Source organism: Pseudomonas sp. BS3767 (assembly GCF_900099665.1).
Lineage (GTDB): Bacteria > Pseudomonadota > Gammaproteobacteria > Pseudomonadales > Pseudomonadaceae > Aquipseudomonas > Aquipseudomonas cerasi.
Genome location: NZ_FNCX01000002.1, coordinates 496657 through 517326 on the forward strand (window position 1 = coordinate 496657; position 20670 = coordinate 517326).

General features: G+C 59.1%; 21 protein-coding genes. 5 read left to right on the forward strand and 16 right to left on the reverse strand.

The window, feature by feature from the left end; translation table 11 throughout:
* Positions 1-224 precede the first annotated feature (224 nt).
* A complete protein-coding gene (locus tag BLR16_RS06745) occupies positions 225-1130 on the forward strand; it encodes a GlxA family transcriptional regulator (RefSeq protein WP_161429478.1) in 906 nt (301 codons plus the stop codon).
* 58 nt (positions 1131-1188) lie between these two features.
* Here the strand turns inward: BLR16_RS06745 and zapE are convergent, their stop codons facing one another.
* From zapE to BLR16_RS06760, 3 genes are all read right to left on the reverse strand, one after another.
* Positions 1189-2283, reverse strand: coding sequence for a cell division protein ZapE (gene zapE / locus BLR16_RS06750; protein ID WP_074805064.1), 1095 nt, complete (start codon positions 2281-2283; stop codon positions 1189-1191).
* A gap of 62 nt (positions 2284-2345) precedes the next feature.
* On the reverse strand, positions 2346-3695 hold the full coding sequence (locus tag BLR16_RS06755) for a tryptophan--tRNA ligase (protein WP_092194176.1): 1350 nt from the start codon (positions 3693-3695) through the stop codon (positions 2346-2348).
* Between the two features lie 38 nt (positions 3696-3733).
* Positions 3734-4363: an alpha/beta hydrolase gene (locus BLR16_RS06760; protein ID WP_003364064.1), complete on the reverse strand. Its 630-nt coding sequence runs from the start codon at positions 4361-4363 to the stop codon at positions 3734-3736.
* Positions 4364-4508: 145 nt separating this feature from the next.
* On the opposite strand from BLR16_RS06760, the gene BLR16_RS06765 reads away from it, so the two are divergent.
* Positions 4509-4952: a Z-ring associated ZapG family protein gene (locus tag BLR16_RS06765; RefSeq protein WP_003364066.1), complete on the forward strand. Its 444-nt coding sequence runs from the start codon at positions 4509-4511 to the stop codon at positions 4950-4952.
* A 112-nt stretch (positions 4953-5064) separates the two neighbouring features.
* Here the strand turns inward: BLR16_RS06765 and cysN are convergent, their stop codons facing one another.
* The 3 genes from cysN to BLR16_RS06780 all read right to left on the reverse strand — a co-directional run bounded on the left by cysN (position 5065) and on the right by BLR16_RS06780 (position 8803).
* Positions 5065-6963, reverse strand: coding sequence for a sulfate adenylyltransferase subunit CysN (gene cysN / locus BLR16_RS06770; protein WP_003364069.1), 1899 nt, complete (start codon positions 6961-6963; stop codon positions 5065-5067).
* 10 nt (positions 6964-6973) lie between these two features.
* On the reverse strand, positions 6974-7891 hold the full coding sequence (cysD, locus tag BLR16_RS06775) for a sulfate adenylyltransferase subunit CysD (protein ID WP_003313577.1): 918 nt from the start codon (positions 7889-7891) through the stop codon (positions 6974-6976).
* 153 nt (positions 7892-8044) lie between these two features.
* Positions 8045-8803 (reverse strand): Nif3-like dinuclear metal center hexameric protein, encoded by a 759-nt coding sequence (locus BLR16_RS06780; RefSeq protein ID WP_003364071.1) that lies wholly within the window; start codon positions 8801-8803, stop codon positions 8045-8047.
* 111 nt (positions 8804-8914) lie between these two features.
* Here BLR16_RS06780 and algW point away from each other — a divergent pair, with 111 nt between their 5' ends.
* Positions 8915-10075, forward strand: coding sequence for a Do family serine endopeptidase AlgW (gene algW / locus BLR16_RS06785; protein ID WP_002555073.1), 1161 nt, complete (start codon positions 8915-8917; stop codon positions 10073-10075).
* 786 nt (positions 10076-10861) lie between these two features.
* Here algW and hisC read toward each other — a convergent pair.
* The 10 genes from hisC to BLR16_RS06845 form a co-directional block, all read right to left on the reverse strand.
* Positions 10862-11914 carry a histidinol-phosphate transaminase gene (gene hisC / locus BLR16_RS06795; protein WP_074805067.1) on the reverse strand — a complete coding sequence of 351 codons (1053 nt, stop codon included), beginning with the start codon at positions 11912-11914 and terminating at the stop codon, positions 10862-10864.
* Positions 11914-13260, reverse strand: a complete 1347-nt coding sequence (gene hisD / locus BLR16_RS06800) for a histidinol dehydrogenase (protein ID WP_003364075.1) — start codon at positions 13258-13260, stop codon at positions 11914-11916. The genes hisC and hisD overlap by 1 nt, the downstream gene beginning before the upstream one ends.
* A gap of 123 nt (positions 13261-13383) precedes the next feature.
* A complete protein-coding gene (hisG, locus tag BLR16_RS06805; RefSeq protein ID WP_002555077.1) occupies positions 13384-14019 on the reverse strand; it encodes an ATP phosphoribosyltransferase in 636 nt (211 codons plus the stop codon).
* A gap of 153 nt (positions 14020-14172) precedes the next feature.
* On the reverse strand, positions 14173-15438 hold the full coding sequence (murA, locus tag BLR16_RS06815; RefSeq protein ID WP_002555078.1) for a UDP-N-acetylglucosamine 1-carboxyvinyltransferase: 1266 nt from the start codon (positions 15436-15438) through the stop codon (positions 14173-14175).
* A gap of 22 nt (positions 15439-15460) precedes the next feature.
* A complete protein-coding gene (locus tag BLR16_RS06820; RefSeq protein ID WP_002555079.1) occupies positions 15461-15700 on the reverse strand; it encodes a BolA family protein in 240 nt (79 codons plus the stop codon).
* 115 nt (positions 15701-15815) lie between these two features.
* A complete protein-coding gene (locus BLR16_RS06825) occupies positions 15816-16121 on the reverse strand; it encodes an STAS domain-containing protein (RefSeq protein WP_003431491.1) in 306 nt (101 codons plus the stop codon).
* Positions 16118-16768 (reverse strand): MlaC/ttg2D family ABC transporter substrate-binding protein, encoded by a 651-nt coding sequence (locus BLR16_RS06830; RefSeq protein WP_074805070.1) that lies wholly within the window; start codon positions 16766-16768, stop codon positions 16118-16120. Before BLR16_RS06830 ends, BLR16_RS06825 begins: the two co-directional genes overlap by 4 nt.
* 10 nt (positions 16769-16778) lie before the next feature.
* Positions 16779-17246 (reverse strand): outer membrane lipid asymmetry maintenance protein MlaD, encoded by a 468-nt coding sequence (gene mlaD / locus BLR16_RS06835; protein WP_003313587.1) that lies wholly within the window; start codon positions 17244-17246, stop codon positions 16779-16781.
* A complete protein-coding gene (gene mlaE, locus BLR16_RS06840; protein ID WP_003364085.1) occupies positions 17246-18043 on the reverse strand; it encodes a lipid asymmetry maintenance ABC transporter permease subunit MlaE in 798 nt (265 codons plus the stop codon). Before mlaE ends, mlaD begins: the two co-directional genes overlap by 1 nt.
* Positions 18043-18852, reverse strand: coding sequence for an ATP-binding cassette domain-containing protein (locus BLR16_RS06845; RefSeq protein WP_003313589.1), 810 nt, complete (start codon positions 18850-18852; stop codon positions 18043-18045). Before BLR16_RS06845 ends, mlaE begins: the two co-directional genes overlap by 1 nt.
* A 304-nt stretch (positions 18853-19156) precedes the next feature.
* Here BLR16_RS06845 and BLR16_RS06850 point away from each other — a divergent pair, with 304 nt between their 5' ends.
* Together BLR16_RS06850 and BLR16_RS06855 are read left to right on the forward strand one after the other, a co-directional pair.
* A complete protein-coding gene (locus tag BLR16_RS06850) occupies positions 19157-20131 on the forward strand; it encodes a KpsF/GutQ family sugar-phosphate isomerase (protein WP_003400250.1) in 975 nt (324 codons plus the stop codon).
* Positions 20131-20670, forward strand: a complete 540-nt coding sequence (locus BLR16_RS06855; RefSeq protein ID WP_003413390.1) for a KdsC family phosphatase — start codon at positions 20131-20133, stop codon at positions 20668-20670. The genes BLR16_RS06850 and BLR16_RS06855 overlap by 1 nt, the downstream gene beginning before the upstream one ends.

Genomic DNA, 20670 nt, shown 5'->3' on the forward strand with positions numbered 1-20670 from the left:
TCTTAGCACAAAGCCATCATGGGTACCCTGCCAAGGGGCTCCACGTAACGAGACTGGACAGTTTTGGCAAAAAATAAGACGATCCAGCCGTAGCTTGACCATTTACCCATATAAGAATAACGATTATGCCGATCCGACACGCCACTCCTCTGCGCCGCGTAAGTATTCTGACCACGGACAAGATGTTTGCCTCCACTGTCATGCAGGCCAAGGACTTCTTCCACCTGGCGAGCCTGCGCTACAGCAAGCAACTGGGCCACGGCCTGGTGCCCGCCTTCGAAACGCGCCTGGTCAGCCCCGACGGGCTGCCTGTCAGCAGCTTCAGCGATGTCACCCTGCCGGTCGACGGCGCGCTGTGCCAGAGCGACATTATCGTCATCCCGGCCTTCTGGGACGATTTTGAAACCCTCTGTCAGCGCTATCCACAGATCCTGCCGTGGTTGCGCGAACAGCACGCCAACGGCGCCGTACTCTGCGCCGAAGCCACCGGCGTCTACTGGCTTGCCGAAGCCGGTTTGCTGGACGGCAAGGAAGCGACGACCTACTGGCGTTTTTTCAGCGCATTTGCCGAGCGCTATCCTAAGGTCCTGCTCAATCAGGAGAAGCACCTCACCGACGCCGACAACGTGTATTGCGCGGGCGGCACGACCTCAGCCTGCGATCTGTATATTTATCTGATCGAGCGCTTCTGCGGCGCCAATGTCGCCCAGGCCGTGGCCCGCGACATCCTCTATGAAGTGCGTCGCACCTACTCGCCCGGGCGAATCGGTTTTGGCGGTCAGAAGCTTCATCAGGACGTGGTCATCCTGCAGATTCAGCACTGGCTGGAAGAGCACTTTGCCGACAAGTTCCGCTTTGAAGACGTGGCCCGCGAGCATGGCATGAGCATTCGCAATTTCATGCGCCGCTTTCAGACCGCCACGGGCGACAAGCCACTGCATTACCTGCAACGACTGCGGATCGAAACGGCGAAGGGATTGCTCTCTGGGACGCGCAAGAGCATCAAGACCATCAGCTATGAGGTGGGCTACGACGACGCCAGCTTTTTTGCCCGACTGTTCCGCCAGCACACCGAGCTGTCACCCAATCAGTACCGGCAACAGTTCGAAGGCCATAAAGAGCGGCTTTGAGGTGCAAGGCGCAGCGTGATCGAGCTTCAGGCCTGTCGCCTGAAGCTCGCCGCAACTGCTAAGGCTTGTGCGCCCGCGAGAGGAATTCGTGGGATTGCATTTCCAGCAGGCGGCTGAGGGTACGCTGGAACTCGAACATCAACCGGCCGCCGGTGTACAGGTCCTTCAATTCAACCTCGGCCGAGATGATCAGCTTGACGTTGCGATCGTAGAACTCGTCGACCATGTTGATAAAGCGCCGGGCGATGTCGTCAGTAGCAACGTCCATCTGCTCGACGTCGCTGATCAGCACGGCATGGAAGATCTTGCCCAGCTCGATGTAATCGTTCTGACTGCGCGGGCCGTCGCACAACTCGCGGAAGTCGAACCAGGCCACATCATCACAGGTGCGCAGCGCGCGGATCTCGCGGTTTTCGATCATCAACACATCGTTTTCGATGGTTTCTGCGCAATCCGGCGTCAGGGCCTTGAAGCTTTTACGCAGGCTTTCCTGTGCAACTTCGTTAAGCGGAAAGTGGAACAGTTCGGCCTGCTCCAGGTGGCGCAGACGGTAATCGACGCCACTGTCGACGTTGACGATGTCGGTGTTCTGCTTGATCAGCGCGATGGCCGGCAGGAAACGCGCCCGCTGCAGGCCGTCCTTGTACAGGCCGTCCGGGACGATGTTGGACGTAGCCACCAGCGTCACGCCGTTCTTGAACAGCTCTTCCATCAGCGTGCCGAGGATCATGGCATCGGTGATATCGGAGACGAAAAACTCGTCGAAGCAGATGACCCGCGCCTCGTCGGAAAACCGCCTGGCGATGATCGTCAGCGGGTTTTTCTCGCCCTTGAGGGTCTTCATCTCTTCGTGCACGCGCTTCATGAAGCGGTGGAAGTGCGTACGGACCTTGTCCTGGAACGGCAGTGCGTCGAAGAACGTATCGACCAGATACGTCTTGCCGCGGCCTACGCCACCCCAGAAGTACAGCCCCTTGACCAGCGTCTGCTCTTTCTTGCCGAACAGTTTGCCGAACAGGCCAGGCTTGCTGTCGTGAGCGGCGATCAGATCGTCGTACAGGCGCTGCAGATGACGCACAGCGTTTTCCTGCGCGGCATCGTGAAAGAAGTCCGGGCGTTTCAGATCAGCTTGATATCGTTCTAGGGGCGTCATAATTCGTTAGCAAGGCAACAAAAACGGGTCGTCACTGTAGCGACGACCCCGGGGATTGGCAATCAGTCCTGTTGAGGAGCGAGCGCCAGCTTGAGAGTTTCGATGGCACTGTCGCGCGCGGCAGCGTCGGCGAATACCGGACTGTCCGCCACACAGGCGCCGTCCAGCCACAGCGTGAAGCGATCGTCTTCGCTGCGCAGGTCCAGTTCGCCGCCCTGCTGCAACTGCTTGCTGACCACGCCTGCAGCCTTGCCATCGGCAAAGTTGCGCGACAACAGCAACTGCTCGCCATCGGCTGCCAGCAGGCGGAAACGGAAGCTGCCGTCGTCTTCACGGAAGCTGACGAAACGAGCGCCCTTGCTGGCCTTTTTCTTGCCGGTGTCGGCGTTCTGCACCACGGTACGGAACGACCGCAGGCCCACCGCCTCGCGCAATTGCTCGAGAAACGGAGTGGCGACGCGACGGGCTTTCTGCGCGCCAGCGAGCAGGATGTCTTCGAGATCGGCAGGACGCTCGATCAGCCCCAGATACTTTTCACGGGGTTCGCTCAGTTGTGCATCCAGCAACGTGAACAGACGATTCTTGGCTTCGCCCCAGCCCAGGCCCTGCAACAGGTCAGAGCGGAATTCAGCGCACTGCTCGGCCGTCGAGAACGCCTGGTACAGAGTAAACAGGTGGGAGGTGTCCGGGTCTTTCGCTTCGCCCGGCGCACGCGAGTCGGTGACGATGCGCGATATCGCGCTTTTCATGTCCTTGGCACCGCTGAACAACGGGATGGTGTTGTCGTAGCTCTTGGACATCTTGCGACCGTCCAGGCCTGGCAGCGTGGCTACGCTCTCTTCGATCAATGCCTCGGGCATGACGAAGAACTCCTTGCCATTGCCGAACAGGTGATTGAAACGCTGGCCTATATCGCGGGCCATTTCAACGTGCTGAATCTGATCACGCCCTACCGGAACCTGATGCGCATTGAACATCAGGATGTCGGCAGCCATCAGCACCGGGTAGCTGTACAGCCCCATGGTGATGCCTGCATCCGGGTCTTCGCCACTTTCCACGTTCTTGTCCACCGACGCCTTGTAGGCGTGGGCGCGATTGAGCAGGCCCTTGGCCGCGACGCAGGTGAGCAGCCAGGTCAGTTCCGGGATTTCGGGAATGTCCGACTGGCGATAGAAGGTCACACAATCAACGTCCAGCCCCGCTGCCAGCCAGGTCGCGGCGATTTCCAGACGCGAGCGCTGAATGCGCAGCGGGTCATCGCATTTGATCAGCGCGTGGTAGTCGGCCAGAAAGTAGAACGAGTCGAAATCGCTCTGACGGCTGGCGACAATGGCCGGGCGAATGGCGCCCGCGTAGTTGCCCAGATGGGGAGTGCCGGTGGTCGTGATACCGGTCAGGATACGAGTGGTCATGGCAGGTCGCTTATCAATAGGATGCAATACGGCTGCAATCAGCTGGAAAGTCGCGGCAGGAGCAGATCTTTCAGATCAGTCAGCTTGCCGTGAAAAAAGTGTCCGCATTCTGCCACTTTCAGCAGCTCATGGGGACGTTGCAACGCGGCGGACCATGCATAGACGGTCTCGGGCTCGATCACTTCGTCGTTCTCGGGCTGAATGATCGTCAGCGGGCAAGCCTGGGGCAGCACGCTCTGATCCTCGAGCCGCGAAGCCGCAGCAGCAACCAGAAACACGTGCGTGAGCTTTTCACCCTGCGCTTCCAGCCTGCCACCCAGGTTTGCAGCAACGTAGCCGCCAAAGGAAAATCCGAACAGGGTCATCGGCAGATCCGGATGTTGCGCCCGCAGCCATCGGGCGGCTGCCTGGGCATCATCAATCTCGCCCGGCCCGGCAACCGACGTACCGGCACTGGCGCCGACGCCGCGATAATTGAAGCGCAATGTGATCAAACCCTGATCGCGTGCGGTGCGCTGCAACGTCGAAACGACTTTATTGAGCATCGTTCCGCCCTGTATCGGGTTAGGATGGCAGATCAGTGCAACACCTCGGGCGTCGGGGACGTCCTGATACAGCGCTTCGAGCTGGCCCTCAGGGCCATCGATAAATAATGGGGTTTCACGCATGAGCAAAACAGAACTCCGTGACCTCGAAATGGGTCGACTCGTCTAGCTGATTGTCTGCGGCATGCATATCAACGATACGTCGCGGGTATACAGCGCAGGTTCGAGCCGTTAACGTAAAGCAAAGCCGTTTATAGAGGAAGGACTCGTGGAACACTCGCTCTTAGTCTGGTTGTTGCCGACGCTCGCCCTGGTGGCCGGTGTCGTCATTGGTTTTCTGGTGGCACGCCTGTTGCCCAACACCGTTCCGAACAGCACCCAGCGCCAGCTGGATGACATTCAGGAGCGTTTCGACACCTATCAGAACGAGGTAGTCACGCACTTCAACAGCACGGCCAATCTGGTACAAAAGCTTTCACAGAGCTATCAGGATGTTCAGGAACACCTTGCCGAGGGCGCCAACCGCCTGGCTCTCGACGAGCTGACCCGCCAACGCCTGCTGGCCGCCCTGCACCCTGAGGCCAATCATGCGCACCGCGATCATCGCGACCGCCTGACCCCGCCACGCGACACTGAAACGCCCAAGGATTACGCCCCCAAGTCGCCCAACACCCCGGGCATGCTGGACGAGCATTACGGCTTGAAGAAGTAAGCTTTCACAGCCACACAAAAAGCCCGCCGCAGAGATTGTCTGCGGCGGGCTTTTTTGTGGGATCGAAACTGCAATCCCCTGCAGATGTAAGCCCCTTGCTAGAGGCTATGAATCAGATCGCGCCGCGGCTGCGCAGCAGATCCAGCACCTGCCTGACGCTTTCTTCGACGTTGAGTGTCTGCGTGTCGATCACCAGATCGGCATTCAGCGGCACGTCATACGGGAAGGACTCGCCAGGAATGTTGTCGCCGTCGGCGGCATACAGGCCCTGTGGATCACGCTCGCGGCAGACCGCTGGCGATGCCTGCACATAGACCGTGAGCAGACGATCCTTGCCGATCAGCGCCTTGGCGCGCTCACGCCCTTCGGCGTCAGGGGCAACGAATGCGGCCAGAGTCAGCAGGCCGGCTTCGTTGAACTGACGCGCCACATGAGCAGCACGGCTCCAGTTCTCGGTACGACCGGCACGATCCTGTGGCAAGCCCTTGTTCAGGTCATGACGCAGGTTCTGACCGTCCAGTACATAGACCGCACGGCCCATGTCGAACAGCTTGCGCTCGACCGCATAGGCCAGCGTGCTTTTGCCCGCGCCGGACAGGCCGCTGAACAACACGGTGGCCGGTTGCTGACCGAAGCGCTGCGCGCGCTCCTCTGTGGAGACGTGGGCCAGTTCGCCATGGTGCTGCGAGCCACCACCTGAAACCGGCTTGGCAATGATCATGCCTGCCGCAACGGTGCCATTGGTCAAACGATCAATGACGATGAACGACCCCGTGGTGCGGTTGCTGCTGTAGCCATCCAGCGCGATGGGCGCATCGAGGCTGACCTTGACCCGGCCGATCTCGTTCAGTTGCAACGAGCTGGCAGGGCCTTCCTCCAGTGTGTTCACATCGACCCGGTGGGTGATGCTGGCAATCGAGCCCGGCACATAGCTGGTGGCGCGCTTGATGTCGTACTTCTTGCCCGGCAGCATCGGCTCTTCGGCCATCCACACCAGCATGGCCTCGAACGCATCGCTGACCTGCGGAACGTTGTCGGCATGCACCAGCAGGTCACCACGGGAAATGTCGATCTCGTCTTCCATGGTCAGCGTCACTGCCTGGCCCGGCCCGGCCTGCTCCAGCTCACCTTCAAAGGTGACGATGGACTTCACACGGCTGCTCTTGCCCGATGGCAGCACGACGATCTCGTCGCCCTTGTGCACGATGCCGCTGGCCAGCGTACCGGCGAAGCCACGGAAGTTCAGGTTCGGACGGTTGACGTACTGCACCGGGAAACGCAGGTCCGCATAGTTGCGGTCGCTGGCGATTTCGACCGTTTCGAGAATTTCCATCAACGACTGGCCGGTGTACCACGGCGAACGCTCGCTCTTGTTCACCACGTTGTCGCCCTTGAGCGCCGACATCGGCACAAAAGCCATGGTGGTCGGCTTGAACGCGATACCCTCGGCGAACTTCAGGTAATCGGCCTTGATCGACTCGAACACGCCCTCATCAAAGCCATTGAGGTCCATCTTGTTGATGGCGACGACGATGTGCTTGATGCCCAGCAGCGAAGCGATGTAGCTGTGACGACGGGTCTGGGTCTGCACGCCATAGCGCGCGTCCACCAGAATGATTGCCAGGTCACAGGTCGAAGCGCCGGTGGCCATGTTGCGGGTGTACTGCTCATGGCCCGGCGTATCGGCAATGATGAACTTGCGCTTGGCCGTGGAGAAATAGCGATAGGCGACATCGATGGTGATGCCCTGCTCCCGCTCGGCCTGCAGACCATCCACCAGCAACGCCAGATCGACGTCATCGCCAGTGGTGCCGGACTTCTTCGAGTCACGGGTGATGGCTTCCAGGTGATCTTCGTAGATCATCTTGGAGTCGTGCAGCAGACGCCCGATCAGCGTGCTCTTGCCGTCATCGACGTTGCCACAGGTAAGAAAGCGCAGCATTTCCTTGCGTTCGTGCTGGCCCAGGTAGGCGAGGATGTCCTCGCTGATCAAATCAGATTGATGCGACATGTGACACCCCTTAGAAATAACCCTGACGTTTCTTTTCTTCCATCGAGCCAGCGCCGTCATGGTCAATGACCCGGCCTTGGCGCTCGGAAGTTCGCGTCAGCAACATTTCCTGAATGATGTCGGTCAGGCTGGTCGCTTCGGACTCGACAGCACCGGTCAGCGGGTAGCAGCCGAGGGTGCGGAAACGGACCTTTTTCTTGACGATGCGCGACTTCTCTTCATCGGTGAGATGCTCGAGGATGCGCTCGTCGTCGATCATGATCAGCGTGCCGTTCTTCTCGATGACGTCGCGCTCGGCGGCGAAATACAGCGGCACGATCGGGATGCCTTCGAGGTAGATGTACTGCCAGATGTCCAGCTCGGTCCAGTTGGAGAGCGGGAACACACGGATCGACTCGCCTTTGTTGACGTTGCCGTTGTAGACATTCCACAGCTCGGGACGCTGGTTTTTCGGGTCCCAGCGGTGCTTGCTGTCGCGAAACGAGTAGACGCGTTCCTTGGCCCGGGACTTTTCTTCATCGCGTCGGGCACCGCCAAAGGCGGCGTCGAAACCATGCTTGTCGAGCGCCTGCTTCAGGCCCTCGGTCTTCATGATGTCGGTGTGTTTGGCGCTGCCGTGGGTGAACGGGTTGATGCCCTGTGCCACGCCATCGGGGTTGATGTGGGTGATCAGGTCCAGCCCCATTTCCTCGACCATCTGGTCGCGGAAGCGATACATCTCCTGGAATTTCCAGCGCGTATCGACGTGCATGACCGGGAATGGCAGTTTACCGGGGAAGAATGCCTTGCGCGCCAGGTGCAGCATCACGGCCGAATCCTTGCCGATCGAGTACAGCATCACCGGGTTATCGAACTCGGCGGCGACCTCGCGGATGATGTGGATGCTTTCCGCCTCCAGCTGTTTCAGATGCGTCAGTTTGTCAACCATGGCTACTCACGGATTGCGTTCGTTATGGACCGGGAAACCCCGGGGCGGCCAGCGGGCCGTATTCGAGCCGGGCACTTTAACATGCGTGATATCGCTAATCAGCGATGCAGCTAGATCGAAACGATCTATGCATATGCCCTGCTGTTTGATCGTTCAAATCGGGTTCGGGCAGTCGATGAAGATATGCTCGAGCGCAAACCGTCGCGCCAGATAATCGCCCAGCGCCTGCACGCCATAGCGCTCGGTGGCATGATGACCGGCCGCAATGAAGCTGATGTCATTCTCGCGTGCGCTATGAAACGTCTGCTCTGACGCTTCGCCACTGAGGAACAGATCGACACCTTCCAGCACTGCCTGATCAATGTAGTTCTGACCACCGCCCGTGCACCAGCCGACACGGCGAATCATCTGACTGCCTTCGATGAGCAATGGCTCACGCCCCAGCGCATCCTGCACGCGACGGGCAAAATCCCGCGCAGTCATGGGCTCGGACAACGAGCCGATCAACCCGACCACACGCGGGTTTTCAGGGTCCAGAGGGCCTTCGACCGTGATGTCCAGTTGACGCGCCAGTTGCACGTTGTTGCCCACTTCGGGATGCACATCCAGCGGCAGGTGATAGGCCAGCAGGCTGATGTCGTGTTTGAGCAAGGTCTTCAGGCGACGCTGCTTCATGCCGACGACACACGGGTTTTCGCCCTTCCAGAAATAACCGTGGTGAACCAGAACCAGATCAGCCTGGGCATCGACTGCCGCATCCAGCAGGGCCTGACTGGCCGTCACGCCGCTGACGATGCGCATGACTTGCGGCCGCCCTTCGACCTGCAGGCCATTGGGGCAGTAATCCTGAATCCGGGCACTGTTCAGATAGCGGTCGGCTTCTTCGACCAGGGTGCTCAGGGCAACAGCCATAAAAGACTCCTAAATATGCAGTTCAGAGATGCGTTGTACTCGTATAATGCCCGCCATTATGGCGCACCCGTGGCAAAACTTTCTGCGCCCGCAACCATCAGGACTTGTTAAATGTTCAAGGCACTGCGTTTTTTCGGCTGGCCATTGCTGGCTGGCGTGCTTATCGCCATGCTGATTATTCAGCGCTATCCGCAGTGGGTCGGTCTGCCGAGCCTGGATGTCAATCTGCAACAGGCCCCACAGACCACCAACGTCATGCAAGGTCCGTCTTCCTATGCCGACGCGGTCATTGCCGCAGCGCCCGCGGTGGTCAACCTCTATACCACCAAGATGGTCAACAAGGGCAACAACCCGCTTTTCGAAGACCCGCAGTTCCGCCGCTTCTTCGGCGACAACACGCCCAAGCAGAAGCGTATGGAATCGAGCCTGGGTTCTGGCGTGATGATGAGCCCTGAAGGCTACATACTGACCAACAACCACGTCACCACTGGCGCGGACCAGATCGTGGTAGCGCTAAAAGACGGCCGCGAAACCATTGCCCGGGTCATCGGCAATGACCCGGAAACCGACCTGGCGGTGCTCAAGATCGATTTGAAAAACCTGCCCGCGATTACCATCGCGCGCTCTGACAGCATCCGCATCGGCGATGTTGCGCTGGCGATCGGCAACCCGTTCGGGGTCGGCCAGACCGTGACCATGGGGATCATCAGTGCCACCGGGCGCAATCAATTGGGCCTCAACACTTATGAAGACTTCATTCAGACCGATGCGGCCATCAACCCGGGTAACTCGGGCGGTGCGCTGGTAGACGCCAGCGGCAATCTGATCGGTATCAATACCGCGATTTTTTCCAAGTCCGGAGGCTCCCAGGGCATCGGCTTCGCTATTCCGACCAAATTGGCAATGGATGTCATGAAGTCGATCATCGAGCACGGTCAGGTCATTCGTGGCTGGCTGGGCATCGAAGTTCAACCCCTGACCCAGGAACTGGCCGAATCCTTCGGGCTGAAGGATCGTCCAGGTATCGTTGTGGCCGGCATCTTCCGCGACGGACCGGCGCAGAAAGCCGGCCTGCAACTGGGCGACGTGATCCTGAGCATCAATGGCGAACCTGCCGGCGATGGTCGTCGCTCGATGAACCAGGTGGCGCGCACCAAACCCAAGGACAAGATTGCTATCGACGTGATGCGCAACGGCAAGGAGATGCGCCTGAGCGCCGAGGTCGGCCTGCGCCCACCACCCGCCCCGACACCCGCCGCAGCGCCGGAGTGATGCGCCATTACCTGAAAGTGCGGTACAGCACAGATCTGTGACGCCGGGAATAAAGGGCGTCCGGGCTTCTGCCCGAAGGGCGTGAGGGGCGAGTTTGCTCGCGAAGAAAGTGTTTCAGTCGATGCATTTTCGGCGCTTGTGCAGGCCTTTTCGCGAGCAAGCTCGCTCCCACAGGTCCGGAGTGTTTTCAAGCCATGCGAGACACTCACACAGATCCGGGCTGTTTCAAGCCATGCGAGACACTCACACAGATCCGGGCTGTTTCAAGCCATGCGAGACACTCACACAGGTCCGAAGTGTTTCAAGCCATGTGGATGCTCTGCGGCAGCGATGATCTTGTGGGAGCGAGCTTGCTCGCGAATACGGTGTTTCAGTCGATGCATTTTCGGCGCTTGTGCAGGCCCTTTCGCGAGCCAGCTCGCTCCCACAGGTCCGGAGTGTTTTCAAGCCATGCGAGACGCTCACACAGGTCCGGGCTGTTTCAAGCCATGCGAGACACTCACACAGGTCCGAAGTGTTTCAAGCAATGTAGATGCTCTGCGGCAGCGATGATCTTGTGGGAGCGAGCTTGCTCGCGAAGGCGGATTACCTGATCAATGGAGTTTCAGCGGCTGAACGGGCCTCTTCGCGAGCAAGCTCGCTCCCACACAGGTCCGGGGTGTTTTCGAGCCGTTTGGATTACTCACATAGGTCGGCGGTGTTTCCAGGCCATGCGGATGATCTGCGGCATCGATGATCCTGTGGCAGCGCAAGGTCAGCCCGTTTTCGGGCTGACCGATCAGCGTCTCAGATGTCGCTCAGACCTTCCAGCAACGCCTGATGCTGCTCTGGCGTGCCGATGCTGATACGCAGGAACTGGGCGATTCGCTGCTGTTTGAAGTGGCGGACGATGACGCCCTGCTCGCGCAGTTTGGCGGCCAGTGCTGCGGCATCGTGTTGCGGGTGGCGAGCGAAGATGAAGTTGGCTGCCGATGGCAGCACTTCAAAGCCCTTGCCCTGCAACTGCTCGACCAGCGCCTCGCGGCTTTCGATGACCTTGTTGCGGGTCGTCTCGAAGTGCTCGCGATCCTCGAAAGCCGCTGCCCCTCCCACGTTGGCCATGCGATCCAGCGGGTAGGAGTTGAAGCTGTTCTTGACTCGCTCCAGCGCCTCGATCAGGTCAGGATGCCCCACCGCCAGGCCCACGCGCAGACCGGCCAGCGAGCGCGACTTGGACAGGGTCTGAGTGACCAGCAGGTTCGGGTAACGGTCGATCAGTGTAATGGCTGTCTCGCCACCAAAGTCGATATACGCTTCATCGACGACCACCACCGAATCCGGGCTGGCCTTGATGATCTGCTCGACCTTGTCCAGACCGAGCAGGCAACCCGTCGGCGCATTCGGGTTGGGGAAGATGATCCCGGCATTCGGCTTGGCATAGTCCGCAGCACGGATCTGGAACTGCTCATCCAGCGGGACCGTTTCATAGTCGATGCCATACAGGCCGCAATACACCGGATAGAAGCTGTAGCTGATATCCGGGAACAGAAGCGGAGCATCGTGCTGAAACAAAGCGTGGAAAATGTGCGCCAGCACTTCATCCGAGCCATTGCCCAGGAACACCTGATTGGGCTGCACCTTGTAGTAATCAGCGACAGCGTGCTTGAGCAGATCGCTGTTGGGGTCCGGGTACAGACGCAAGTCGTCGGTCAGCGCAGCGCGCATGGCGTCGATGGCCTTTGGCGAAGGGCCATACGGGTTTTCATTGGTATTAAGCTTGACCAGTCGGGTCAGCTTCGGCTGTTCGCCCGGCACATAAGGCACCAGATCGCTGACAAAAGGGCTCCAGAATTTGCTCATTATTTGCCGTCCTCTGTGTTGCCTGCTTTCCAGTCAGGGTCAGTGATTCGATATTCGGCACTGCGCGCGTGGCCGCTCAGGGATTCGCCACGAGCCAGCACGGACGCTGTCTTGCCCAGCTCGGACGCACCTTGCGGCGAGCAATAGATGATCGACGAGCGCTTCTGGAAATCGTAGACGCCCAGCGGCGAAGAGAAACGCGCCGTACCAGAGGTCGGCAACACATGGTTGGGACCTGCGCAGTAGTCGCCCAGTGCTTCGGAGGTGTGGCGCCCCATGAAGATCGCACCCGCATGGCGGATCTGCGGCAGCCAGGCTTCCGGATCGGCGACCGACAGTTCAAGGTGCTCGGGCGCAATGCGATTGGCGACTTCGATGGCCTGGGTCATGTCAGCCACCTTTATCAGCGCACCGCGGCCATTGATCGACGTTTCGACGATGGCCGCCCGCTCCATGGTCGGTAGCAGACGGGTGATGCTGGCGGCGACCTTGTCGAGAAATTCGGCATCCGGACTGACCAGAATGGCTTGGGCGTCTTCGTCGTGCTCGGCCTGGGAGAACAGGTCCATGGCAATCCAGTCAGGATCGGTCTGGCCGTCACACACCACCAGAATTTCTGAAGGACCGGCGATCATGTCGATCCCCACCTGACCGAACACATGACGCTTGGCGGTCGCCACGTAAATGTTGCCAGGACCGACCACCTTGTCGACTTTCGGCACGCTTTCAGTGCCGTACGCCAGCGCGGCAACAGCTTGCGCCCCGCCGATGGTGAACACCCGGTCAACCCCTGCAATACAGGCAGCGGCCAGCACCAGCTCGTTGATTTCACCACGCGGCGTCGGCACGACCATGACCACTTCGGTCACGCCTGCCACCTTGGCCGGTATAGCGTTCATCAATACCGAAGACGGGTAGGAAGCCTTGCCACCCGGCACGTACAGGCCTGCACGGTCCAATGGCGTGACCTTCTGGCCCAGCACCGTGCCGTCGGCCTCGGTGTAGCTCCAGGAATCCTGCTTCTGCTTTTCGTGGTAGCTGCGTACACGCTCGGCGGCCTTTTCCAGGGCTTCGCGCTGAACCGGGGTAATGCGCGTCAACGCCAGCTCCAGGCGCTGGCGAGGCAGGATCAGGTCGGCCATCGACGCAACCTGTAGCCCGTCGAACTTCTGGGTGAACTCGACCAGCGCCGCGTCGCCCCGCTCACGCACCGCCTTGATGATGTCGAGCACGCGCTGGTTGACCGAATCGTCAGACACACTTTCCCAGCTCAGCAGATGATCCAGATGTCGTGCGAAATCCGGGTCAGCAGCGTCGAGTCGGCGAATTGCAGTGGGAGTGGTCATAGCGGGGCCTCAATAATTGGCGGATGCTCAGGAGCCTAAAGCTACCAAGCTATCCGCGCAGGCACCTGAGAAATTTGGCTATGACACGGATAGCTGGACGCAACTCAACGTTGCGTGAAGGGATCAGCTACGGTGTCGCGACTCCACTGCCTTGCGCAGGGTGTCGATGAGGGCCTGGATACGTGCGTGCTGCATCTTCATGGAGGCCTTGTTGACCACCAGACGCGAACTGATGGTCGCGATCAGTTCCTGAGGCTCGAGGCCGTTGGCGCGCAAGGTGTTACCGGTGTCGACCACATCGATGATCTTGTCTGCCAGGCCAATCAGCGGTGCCAGCTCCATGGAGCCGTACAACTTGATGATATCGACCTGACGGCCCTGCTCGGCGTAGTAACGCTTGGCAACGTTGACGAACTTGGTAGCCACGCGCAGACGGCCCTTGGGCTCGACCGCACCGATGGCGCCAGCGGTCATCAGCTTGCACTTGGCAATCTGCAGGTCCAGCGGCTCATAGAGGCCCTGACCGGTGTATTCCATCAACACATCCTTGCCCGCGACACCCAGATCGGCGGCACCATGCTCGACATAGGTCGGCACGTCGGTGGCGCGCACGATCAGCAGGCGCACATCGGCCTGAGTCGTGGGGATGATGAGCTTGCGGCTCTTGTCCGGATTCTCGGTCGGCACGATGCCCGCTTCAGCGAGAAGCGGCAGGGTGTCATCAAGAATGCGGCCCTTGGACAGTGCGATGGTCAACATGGGAAACGTAAGTCCTTATCAGGAAACTTTTGTCACGACGCAAGCGGCGCATGACAACCCTCAGGCCTGTTGACCTGAAGTGAAACGAATCAGAAATCACACCCGCGACAGAGCAGGCGGCCCCGATGCCAGCGGCATCAGGGCCGCGTGCTGCTAGCCCGGAACGCGGCGGATCTTGGCACCCAGCATTTGCAGCTTCTCTTCGATGCACTCGTAACCACGGTCTATGTGGTAGATGCGGTCGATCAGCGTGTCGCCCTGAGCGACCAGCGCCGAAATCACCAGACTGGCCGATGCACGCAGGTCGGTCGCCATGACTGGCGCGCCCTTGAGTACTTCGGTGCCGGTGACAATGGCGGTGTTGCCTTCAACCTGAATCTGAGCACCCATGCGGTGCATTTCATACACGTGCATGAAGCGGTTTTCGAAGATGGTCTCGATGACCGCCCCCGTGCCCTCGGCAATCGCGTTGAGCGAAATGAACTGCGCCTGCATGTCGGTCGGGAACGCCGGGTAAGGCGCGGTACGCACATTGACCGCCTTTGGACGCTTGCCGTGCATGTTCAGCTCGATCCAGTCTTCACCGGTCGTGACTTCAGCACCTGCTTCCTGAAGTTTGAGCAGCACAGCTTCGAGGATGGTCGGATCGGTGTCCTTGACCTTGACGCGACCGCCGGTAACAGCAGCGGCCACCAGGTAGGTGCCGGTCTCGATACGGTCAGGCATGACCTTGTAAGTGGCCGGGCCCAGACGCTTGACGCCATCGATGGTGATGGTGTCGGTACCTGCACCGTGAATCTTGGCGCCCATTGCGATCAGGAAGTTGGCCAGATCGACAACCTCGGGCTCGCGTGCGGCGTTCTGCAGCACGCTGCGACCGTTGGCGAGGCTGGCTGCCATCATGATGTTCTCAGTACCGGTCACGCTCACGGTATCGAAGAAGAAGTTGGCACCGCGCAAGCCACCCTCGGGTGCCTTGGCCTTGATGTAGCCACCTTCGACGTCGATGATCGCGCCCATGGCTTCAAGACCACGGATGTGCAGGTCGACCGGACGCGAACCGATGGCACAGCCGCCTGGCAGAGCCACTTCGGCCTCACCGAATCGAGCGACCATCGGGCCCAGCACCAGAATCGACGCACGCATGGTTTTCACCAGTTCGTACGGGGCGACCAGGGTCTTGATGGTGCGCGGATCGATTTCGACACTGAGCTTTTCATCGATGACAGGCTCGATGCCCATGCGACCGAACAGCTCGATCATGGTCGTGATGTCGTGCAGGTGCGGCAGGTTCTGAACGGTGACGGGTCCGTCCGCCAGCAATGTGGCGGCAAGGATCGGCAGGGCAGAGTTCTTTGCCCCGGAAATGCGAATTTCGCCATCAAGACGAACGCCGCCGGTAATAATCAATTTATCCATTAGAGTCTCGACACCAATTGGCTCAGGAACGCTCGGCCCATGCAGCGCGGCTGAAAAATTTCATGGTCACCGCGTGGATGCTGCCATCGGCAATCCAGGGGTTCAGATGGGTATAAATCTGTTGCTGACGTTTGACCGGGCTCAGGCCGGCCAACTCGTCGCTGATGATGTTCAACTGGAAGTTGCAGCCTTCGCCTTCGACTTCCACTTTGATTTCCGGCAGCTTTCCTTCAAGGAAGCTTTTAACTTCTACGGCCTGCATGCTTAACCTCGATCGGCGCTGTACGCGCGCGGGTCTGGCATCATACAAAAAAAGCCCATGTTATGCGAAGCCCGACAAGCAGGTCCCGGATAAAGGGCTTTTTCGATGATGCCTTTCAGTGGGCGTCCAGCAGCTCGGTCAAACCTGATACGCGAGCTATCTGGCGCATGTCTTCGGGGAGTGCACGGATGGTCATCGACTTGCCCGCATCACGGGCGTCGCGCATGAACGCCAGCAACAAGGCCAGGCCGACGCTGCTGGACTTCTCGACACCGGAGCAGTCAAGCGTGAGGTCTGCCAGATCACCGGACTTGATCAGTGCCGCACCCTGCTTGCGCAGTTGCGGCCCTGTACGGTAATCCAGCACACCGATCAGCCTGAGCTCACCCGGCCCGACGAGGCGGACGGCAGATTCGGTCATTGCACCGGCTTCTGCGTGGCATCAACGGTAGATTTGGTCTTGGCCACTTCGCCAGCCCAGTTGTTGATGGTGGTATCCAGGTTGTTGCCGTTGCGCTGCATGGCATCGGCGAACTGATCACGGAACAGCTTGCCGATATTGATACCGTTGATGACAACGTTACGCACTTTCCACTCGCCGTTCAGCTTGACCAGCGTGTAGGAAACCGGATAGATCGCGCCGTTATTGCCCTTGACCTGCATGTCAACGCTGGTGCGGTCATCGCCTTCATCCTTGGCAGGTGCGACGGTGATGCCCTGGTTGTTGAATTCAAGCAAGGCATTGCCGTAGAACTGCATCAGGCTGCGCTTGAAGTTTTCCTCGAAACGCTTCACCTGTTCAGGGCTCGCCTTGCGGGAGTACTTCACGGTCATGATGCTTTTGGAAATGCCATCGGCATCCACGACAGGACCGACAATGCGGTTCAGTGCATCATAGAACGCGCCTGGGTTGGCTTTGTACTGCTCGCGATTGGTCGCCAGGTCACTCAACAGTTCCTTGGTGGTGCGCTCCACCAGGTCATGAGCCGACGGGGTCGCCGCGGCATTCGCCAGCATTGGCAGAGTGGCCAGCAATACCAGCAGGCCACGGCGCAGAATAGAGATCATTTGAAGCTCCTCACTTGGCGTCTTTACTAACAGTATTGAGCAGGAATTTTCCGATCAGGTCTTCCAGCACCAGCGACGACTGCGTGTCATGGATAGTCCCGCCATCCTTGAGCAGCTTGTCATCGCCACCGACGCTCAGACCGATGTATTTTTCACCCAGCAAACCGGCAGTCAGAATCGACGCAGTCGAGTCCGAAGGCAGGTTATCGACCTTCTTCTGAATCTCCAGCGTGACGCGACCGGTAAAGGTATCGCGATCCAGATCGATCGCCGTCACCTTGCCGATCGTGACGCCAGCCATGCTTACCTTGGCTCTGACAGTCAAACCGGCAATATTGTCGAAGTAGGCATAAAGTTTATAAGTGTCGGTGCTCGCGCTCGTGCTCAGACCACTGACTCGCAGGGCCAGCAGGAGCAGAGCCAGTATCCCCGCCAGCAGGAACAGACCGACTCCGGTTTCGATGGCACGGTTTTGCATCAGAAATCTCCAAACATCAAAGCGGTCAAAATAAAGTCCAGTCCCAGCACGGCCAACGAGGCGTATACGACGGTTCTGGTCGTCGCGCGACTGATCCCCTCGGAAGTAGGCTCGCAATCGTAACCCTGGAAAACGGCAATCCATGTCACCACGAAGGCAAATACGACGCTTTTGATCACCCCATTGAGCACATCGTTCGTGAAAGAAACGCTGTTCTGCATGTTCGACCAAAAAGAACCGTCATAGACTCCGAGCCAATCGATCGCCACCCAGGAAGCCCCCCAGATACCGACCACGCTGAAAATCATCGCCAGAATCGGCAACGAGATGAAGCCGGCCCACAGACGCGGCGCAACGATGTACTTGAGTGGATCGACACCGATCATTTCAAGGCTCGACAGCTGCTCGGTGGATTTCATGTTGCCGATCTCGGCGGTCAATGCAGACCCGGCACGACCGGCGAACAGCAAGGCCGTCACCACAGGACCGAGTTCACGCAGCAGGGTCAGGGCAACCATCTGGCCGACCGCCTGCTCCGAACCGTATTTGGTCAGGATGCTGAAGCCCTGCAACGCCAGTACCATGCCGATGAACATGCCGGACACCACAATGATGACCAGCGACATGACCCCCACCGAATACAGCTGCCTGACCAGCAATTGAAAACTGCTGCCGGCACCGCCGCGACCGAGCAGGGCGTGCACCAGAAACAGACCGGAACGCCCCAGAACAGTAACAATATCAATGGCCGAACGCCCCAGCAGGCTGACCCGGTCCATCAGTGACTTATTGCGCATCAGCGCTTCCCCAATAGATCTTCGCGAAAATCCGGCGCCGGATAGTGGAACGGTACAGGGCCGTCCGGCTCGCCGGTCATGAATTGACGAATACGTGGATTGTCCGAGGACATCAGTTCCTGCGGCGTACCCTGCCCCAGCACCTGCCCGTCGCCGACGACATATAGATAGTCGGCAATGCTCGCAGTCTCGCTGAGGTCATGGGACACCACGATGCTGGTGATACCCAGTGCGTCGTTAAGCAGCCGGATCAGACGCACCAGCACCCCCATCGCAATAGGGTCCTGCCCGACAAAAGGCTCGTCATACATGAGAATCTGCGGATCGAGAGCGATTGCGCGCGCCAGCGCGACACGACGCTTCATGCCGCCCGATAATTCGTCCGGCATCAGTTCCACCGCGCCGCGCAGGCCCACGGCCTGCAGCTTGAGCAGAACGATGTCGCGGATCATTTCTTCCGGCAGCTCGGTGTGCACGCGCAGGGGAAAGGCGACGTTTTCGAAAACATCCAGATCGGTAAACAGTGCACCGCTCTGAAACAAAACGCCCATCTGCTTGCGGGCATCGAACAGATCACTGCGCGACAGTTCCGGCAGATTTTGGCCATTGACCCACACCTGCCCCTCGCTCGGGCGCAACTGGGCACCCATCAGGCGCAACAGGGTGGTCTTGCCGCAACCTGACGGCCCCATGATCCCGGTAACCTTGCCGCGCGGAATACGAATATCAACGTTATTGAAAATGCTGCGCGCACCGCGTTTGAAAGACACACCTTTCAACTCGACCGCATAGGCGTCATCAGGACTCATCTAAACTCCTTGCGATACAGCTTCCGCCTTGAGCCGTCGGTTTTTGAACACCGACAGGCTGTCCAGGCGTGCCGAACAGGCCGCGAACTATATCACCGCAGCCACCCGCCCCCAAGAAGAGAACCGAGCGGTTCAGGTATTCGCTGAATTATTCTGTACCACAATGTTATGGCTACAGGCTTGAATACAGACCCGCAGGTACGTAGGAAATTCGTTTAAAAACAACACAACGACGATCAGACGTGAGGGAATCGTTCATTACCGCTATAATCGCCGCCTTTCAGCAGGCTGACCCTTTCCAGACATGAACCAATCCAGTGACCTGATCCAATCGGCGCAACGCACCATTCGCCTTGAGATAGAAGCCATGCAAGGCTTGCTTGAACGTCTTGACGGCGATTTCGTGCGCGCGTGCGAAATGATCCTTGCCAGCAAAGGGCGCGTGGTCGTGGTCGGCATGGGCAAGTCCGGACATATCGGCAACAAGATCGCTGCCACGCTGGCGAGCACGGGCACCACCTCTTTTTTCGTGCATCCGGCCGAAGCCAGCCATGGCGACATGGGCATGATCACCCGTGACGACATCATCCTGGCCTTGTCGAACTCTGGCAGCACCAACGAAATCGTCACCCTGCTGCCACTGATCAAGCGCCTGGGCATAAAGATGATCAGCCTGACCGGCGACCCCGAGTCCATTCTGGCCAAGGCTGCCGACATCAACCTCAACGCGCATGTCGTGCATGAGGCCTGCCCGCTCAACCTGGCACCGACGTCCTCGACAACCGCCGCACTGGTCATGGGCGACGCCCTCGCCGTAGCGCTGCTCGACGCCCGCGGTTTCACCGCCGAAGATTTCGCATTCTCCCATCCGGGCGGCGCATTGGGTCGTCGCCTGCTGCTCAAGGTCGAGAATGTGATGCACTCCGGCGAATCACTGCCCAGCGTGCAACGCGGTACCCTGCTGCGCGACGCACTGCTTGAAATGACTCGTAAAGGTCTGGGCATGACCGCCATCGTCGAAGCCGATGGCACCTTGGCCGGCATCTTCACGGACGGTGACTTGCGCCGGACGCTGGACCGCCCTGTCGATATCCGCCAGACCATCATCGATGAGGTCATGACGCTTCATGGCAAGACCGCCCATGCCGAGATGCTCGCCGCCGAAGCGCTGAAAATCATGGAGGACAACAAAATCAGTGCGCTTGTTGTCGTAGACCAGAACGACCGGCCGGTTGGCGCATTCAACCTGCAGGATCTCCTGCGCGCAGGCGTCATGTAATGGAAACCGAAATAATGACCCAGGATCTCATGCAACGCGGCAAGGCCATCAAGCTGGCAGTCTTCGACGTCGATGGCGTGCTGACCGATGGCCGCCTTTACTTCATGGAAGACGGCAGCGAGATCAAGACATTCAATACCCTCGACGGCCAAGGCATTAAAATGCTGATAGCTTCGGGCGTCACCACGGCGATCATCAGTGGCCGCAAGACCGCGATAGTCGAGCGCCGGGCAAAGAGCCTGGGCATTGAACACCTGTTCCAGGGGCGTGAAGACAAACTGGTAGTGCTGGACAAGTTGCTGGCAGAACTCAATTTGAGTTACGAACAGGTCGCCTATCTGGGTGATGATCTGCCAGACTTGCCCGTCATCAGACGCGTCGGTCTGGGCATGGCAGTGGCCAATGCTGCCGGCTTTGTACGCGAGCATGCACACGGGATAACCAGGGCGCGAGGCGGCGAAGGCGCAGCGCGCGAATTCTGCGAACTGATTCTGAGTGCGCAAGGCAACCTTGAAGCGGCTCACTCCGCCTATTTATAG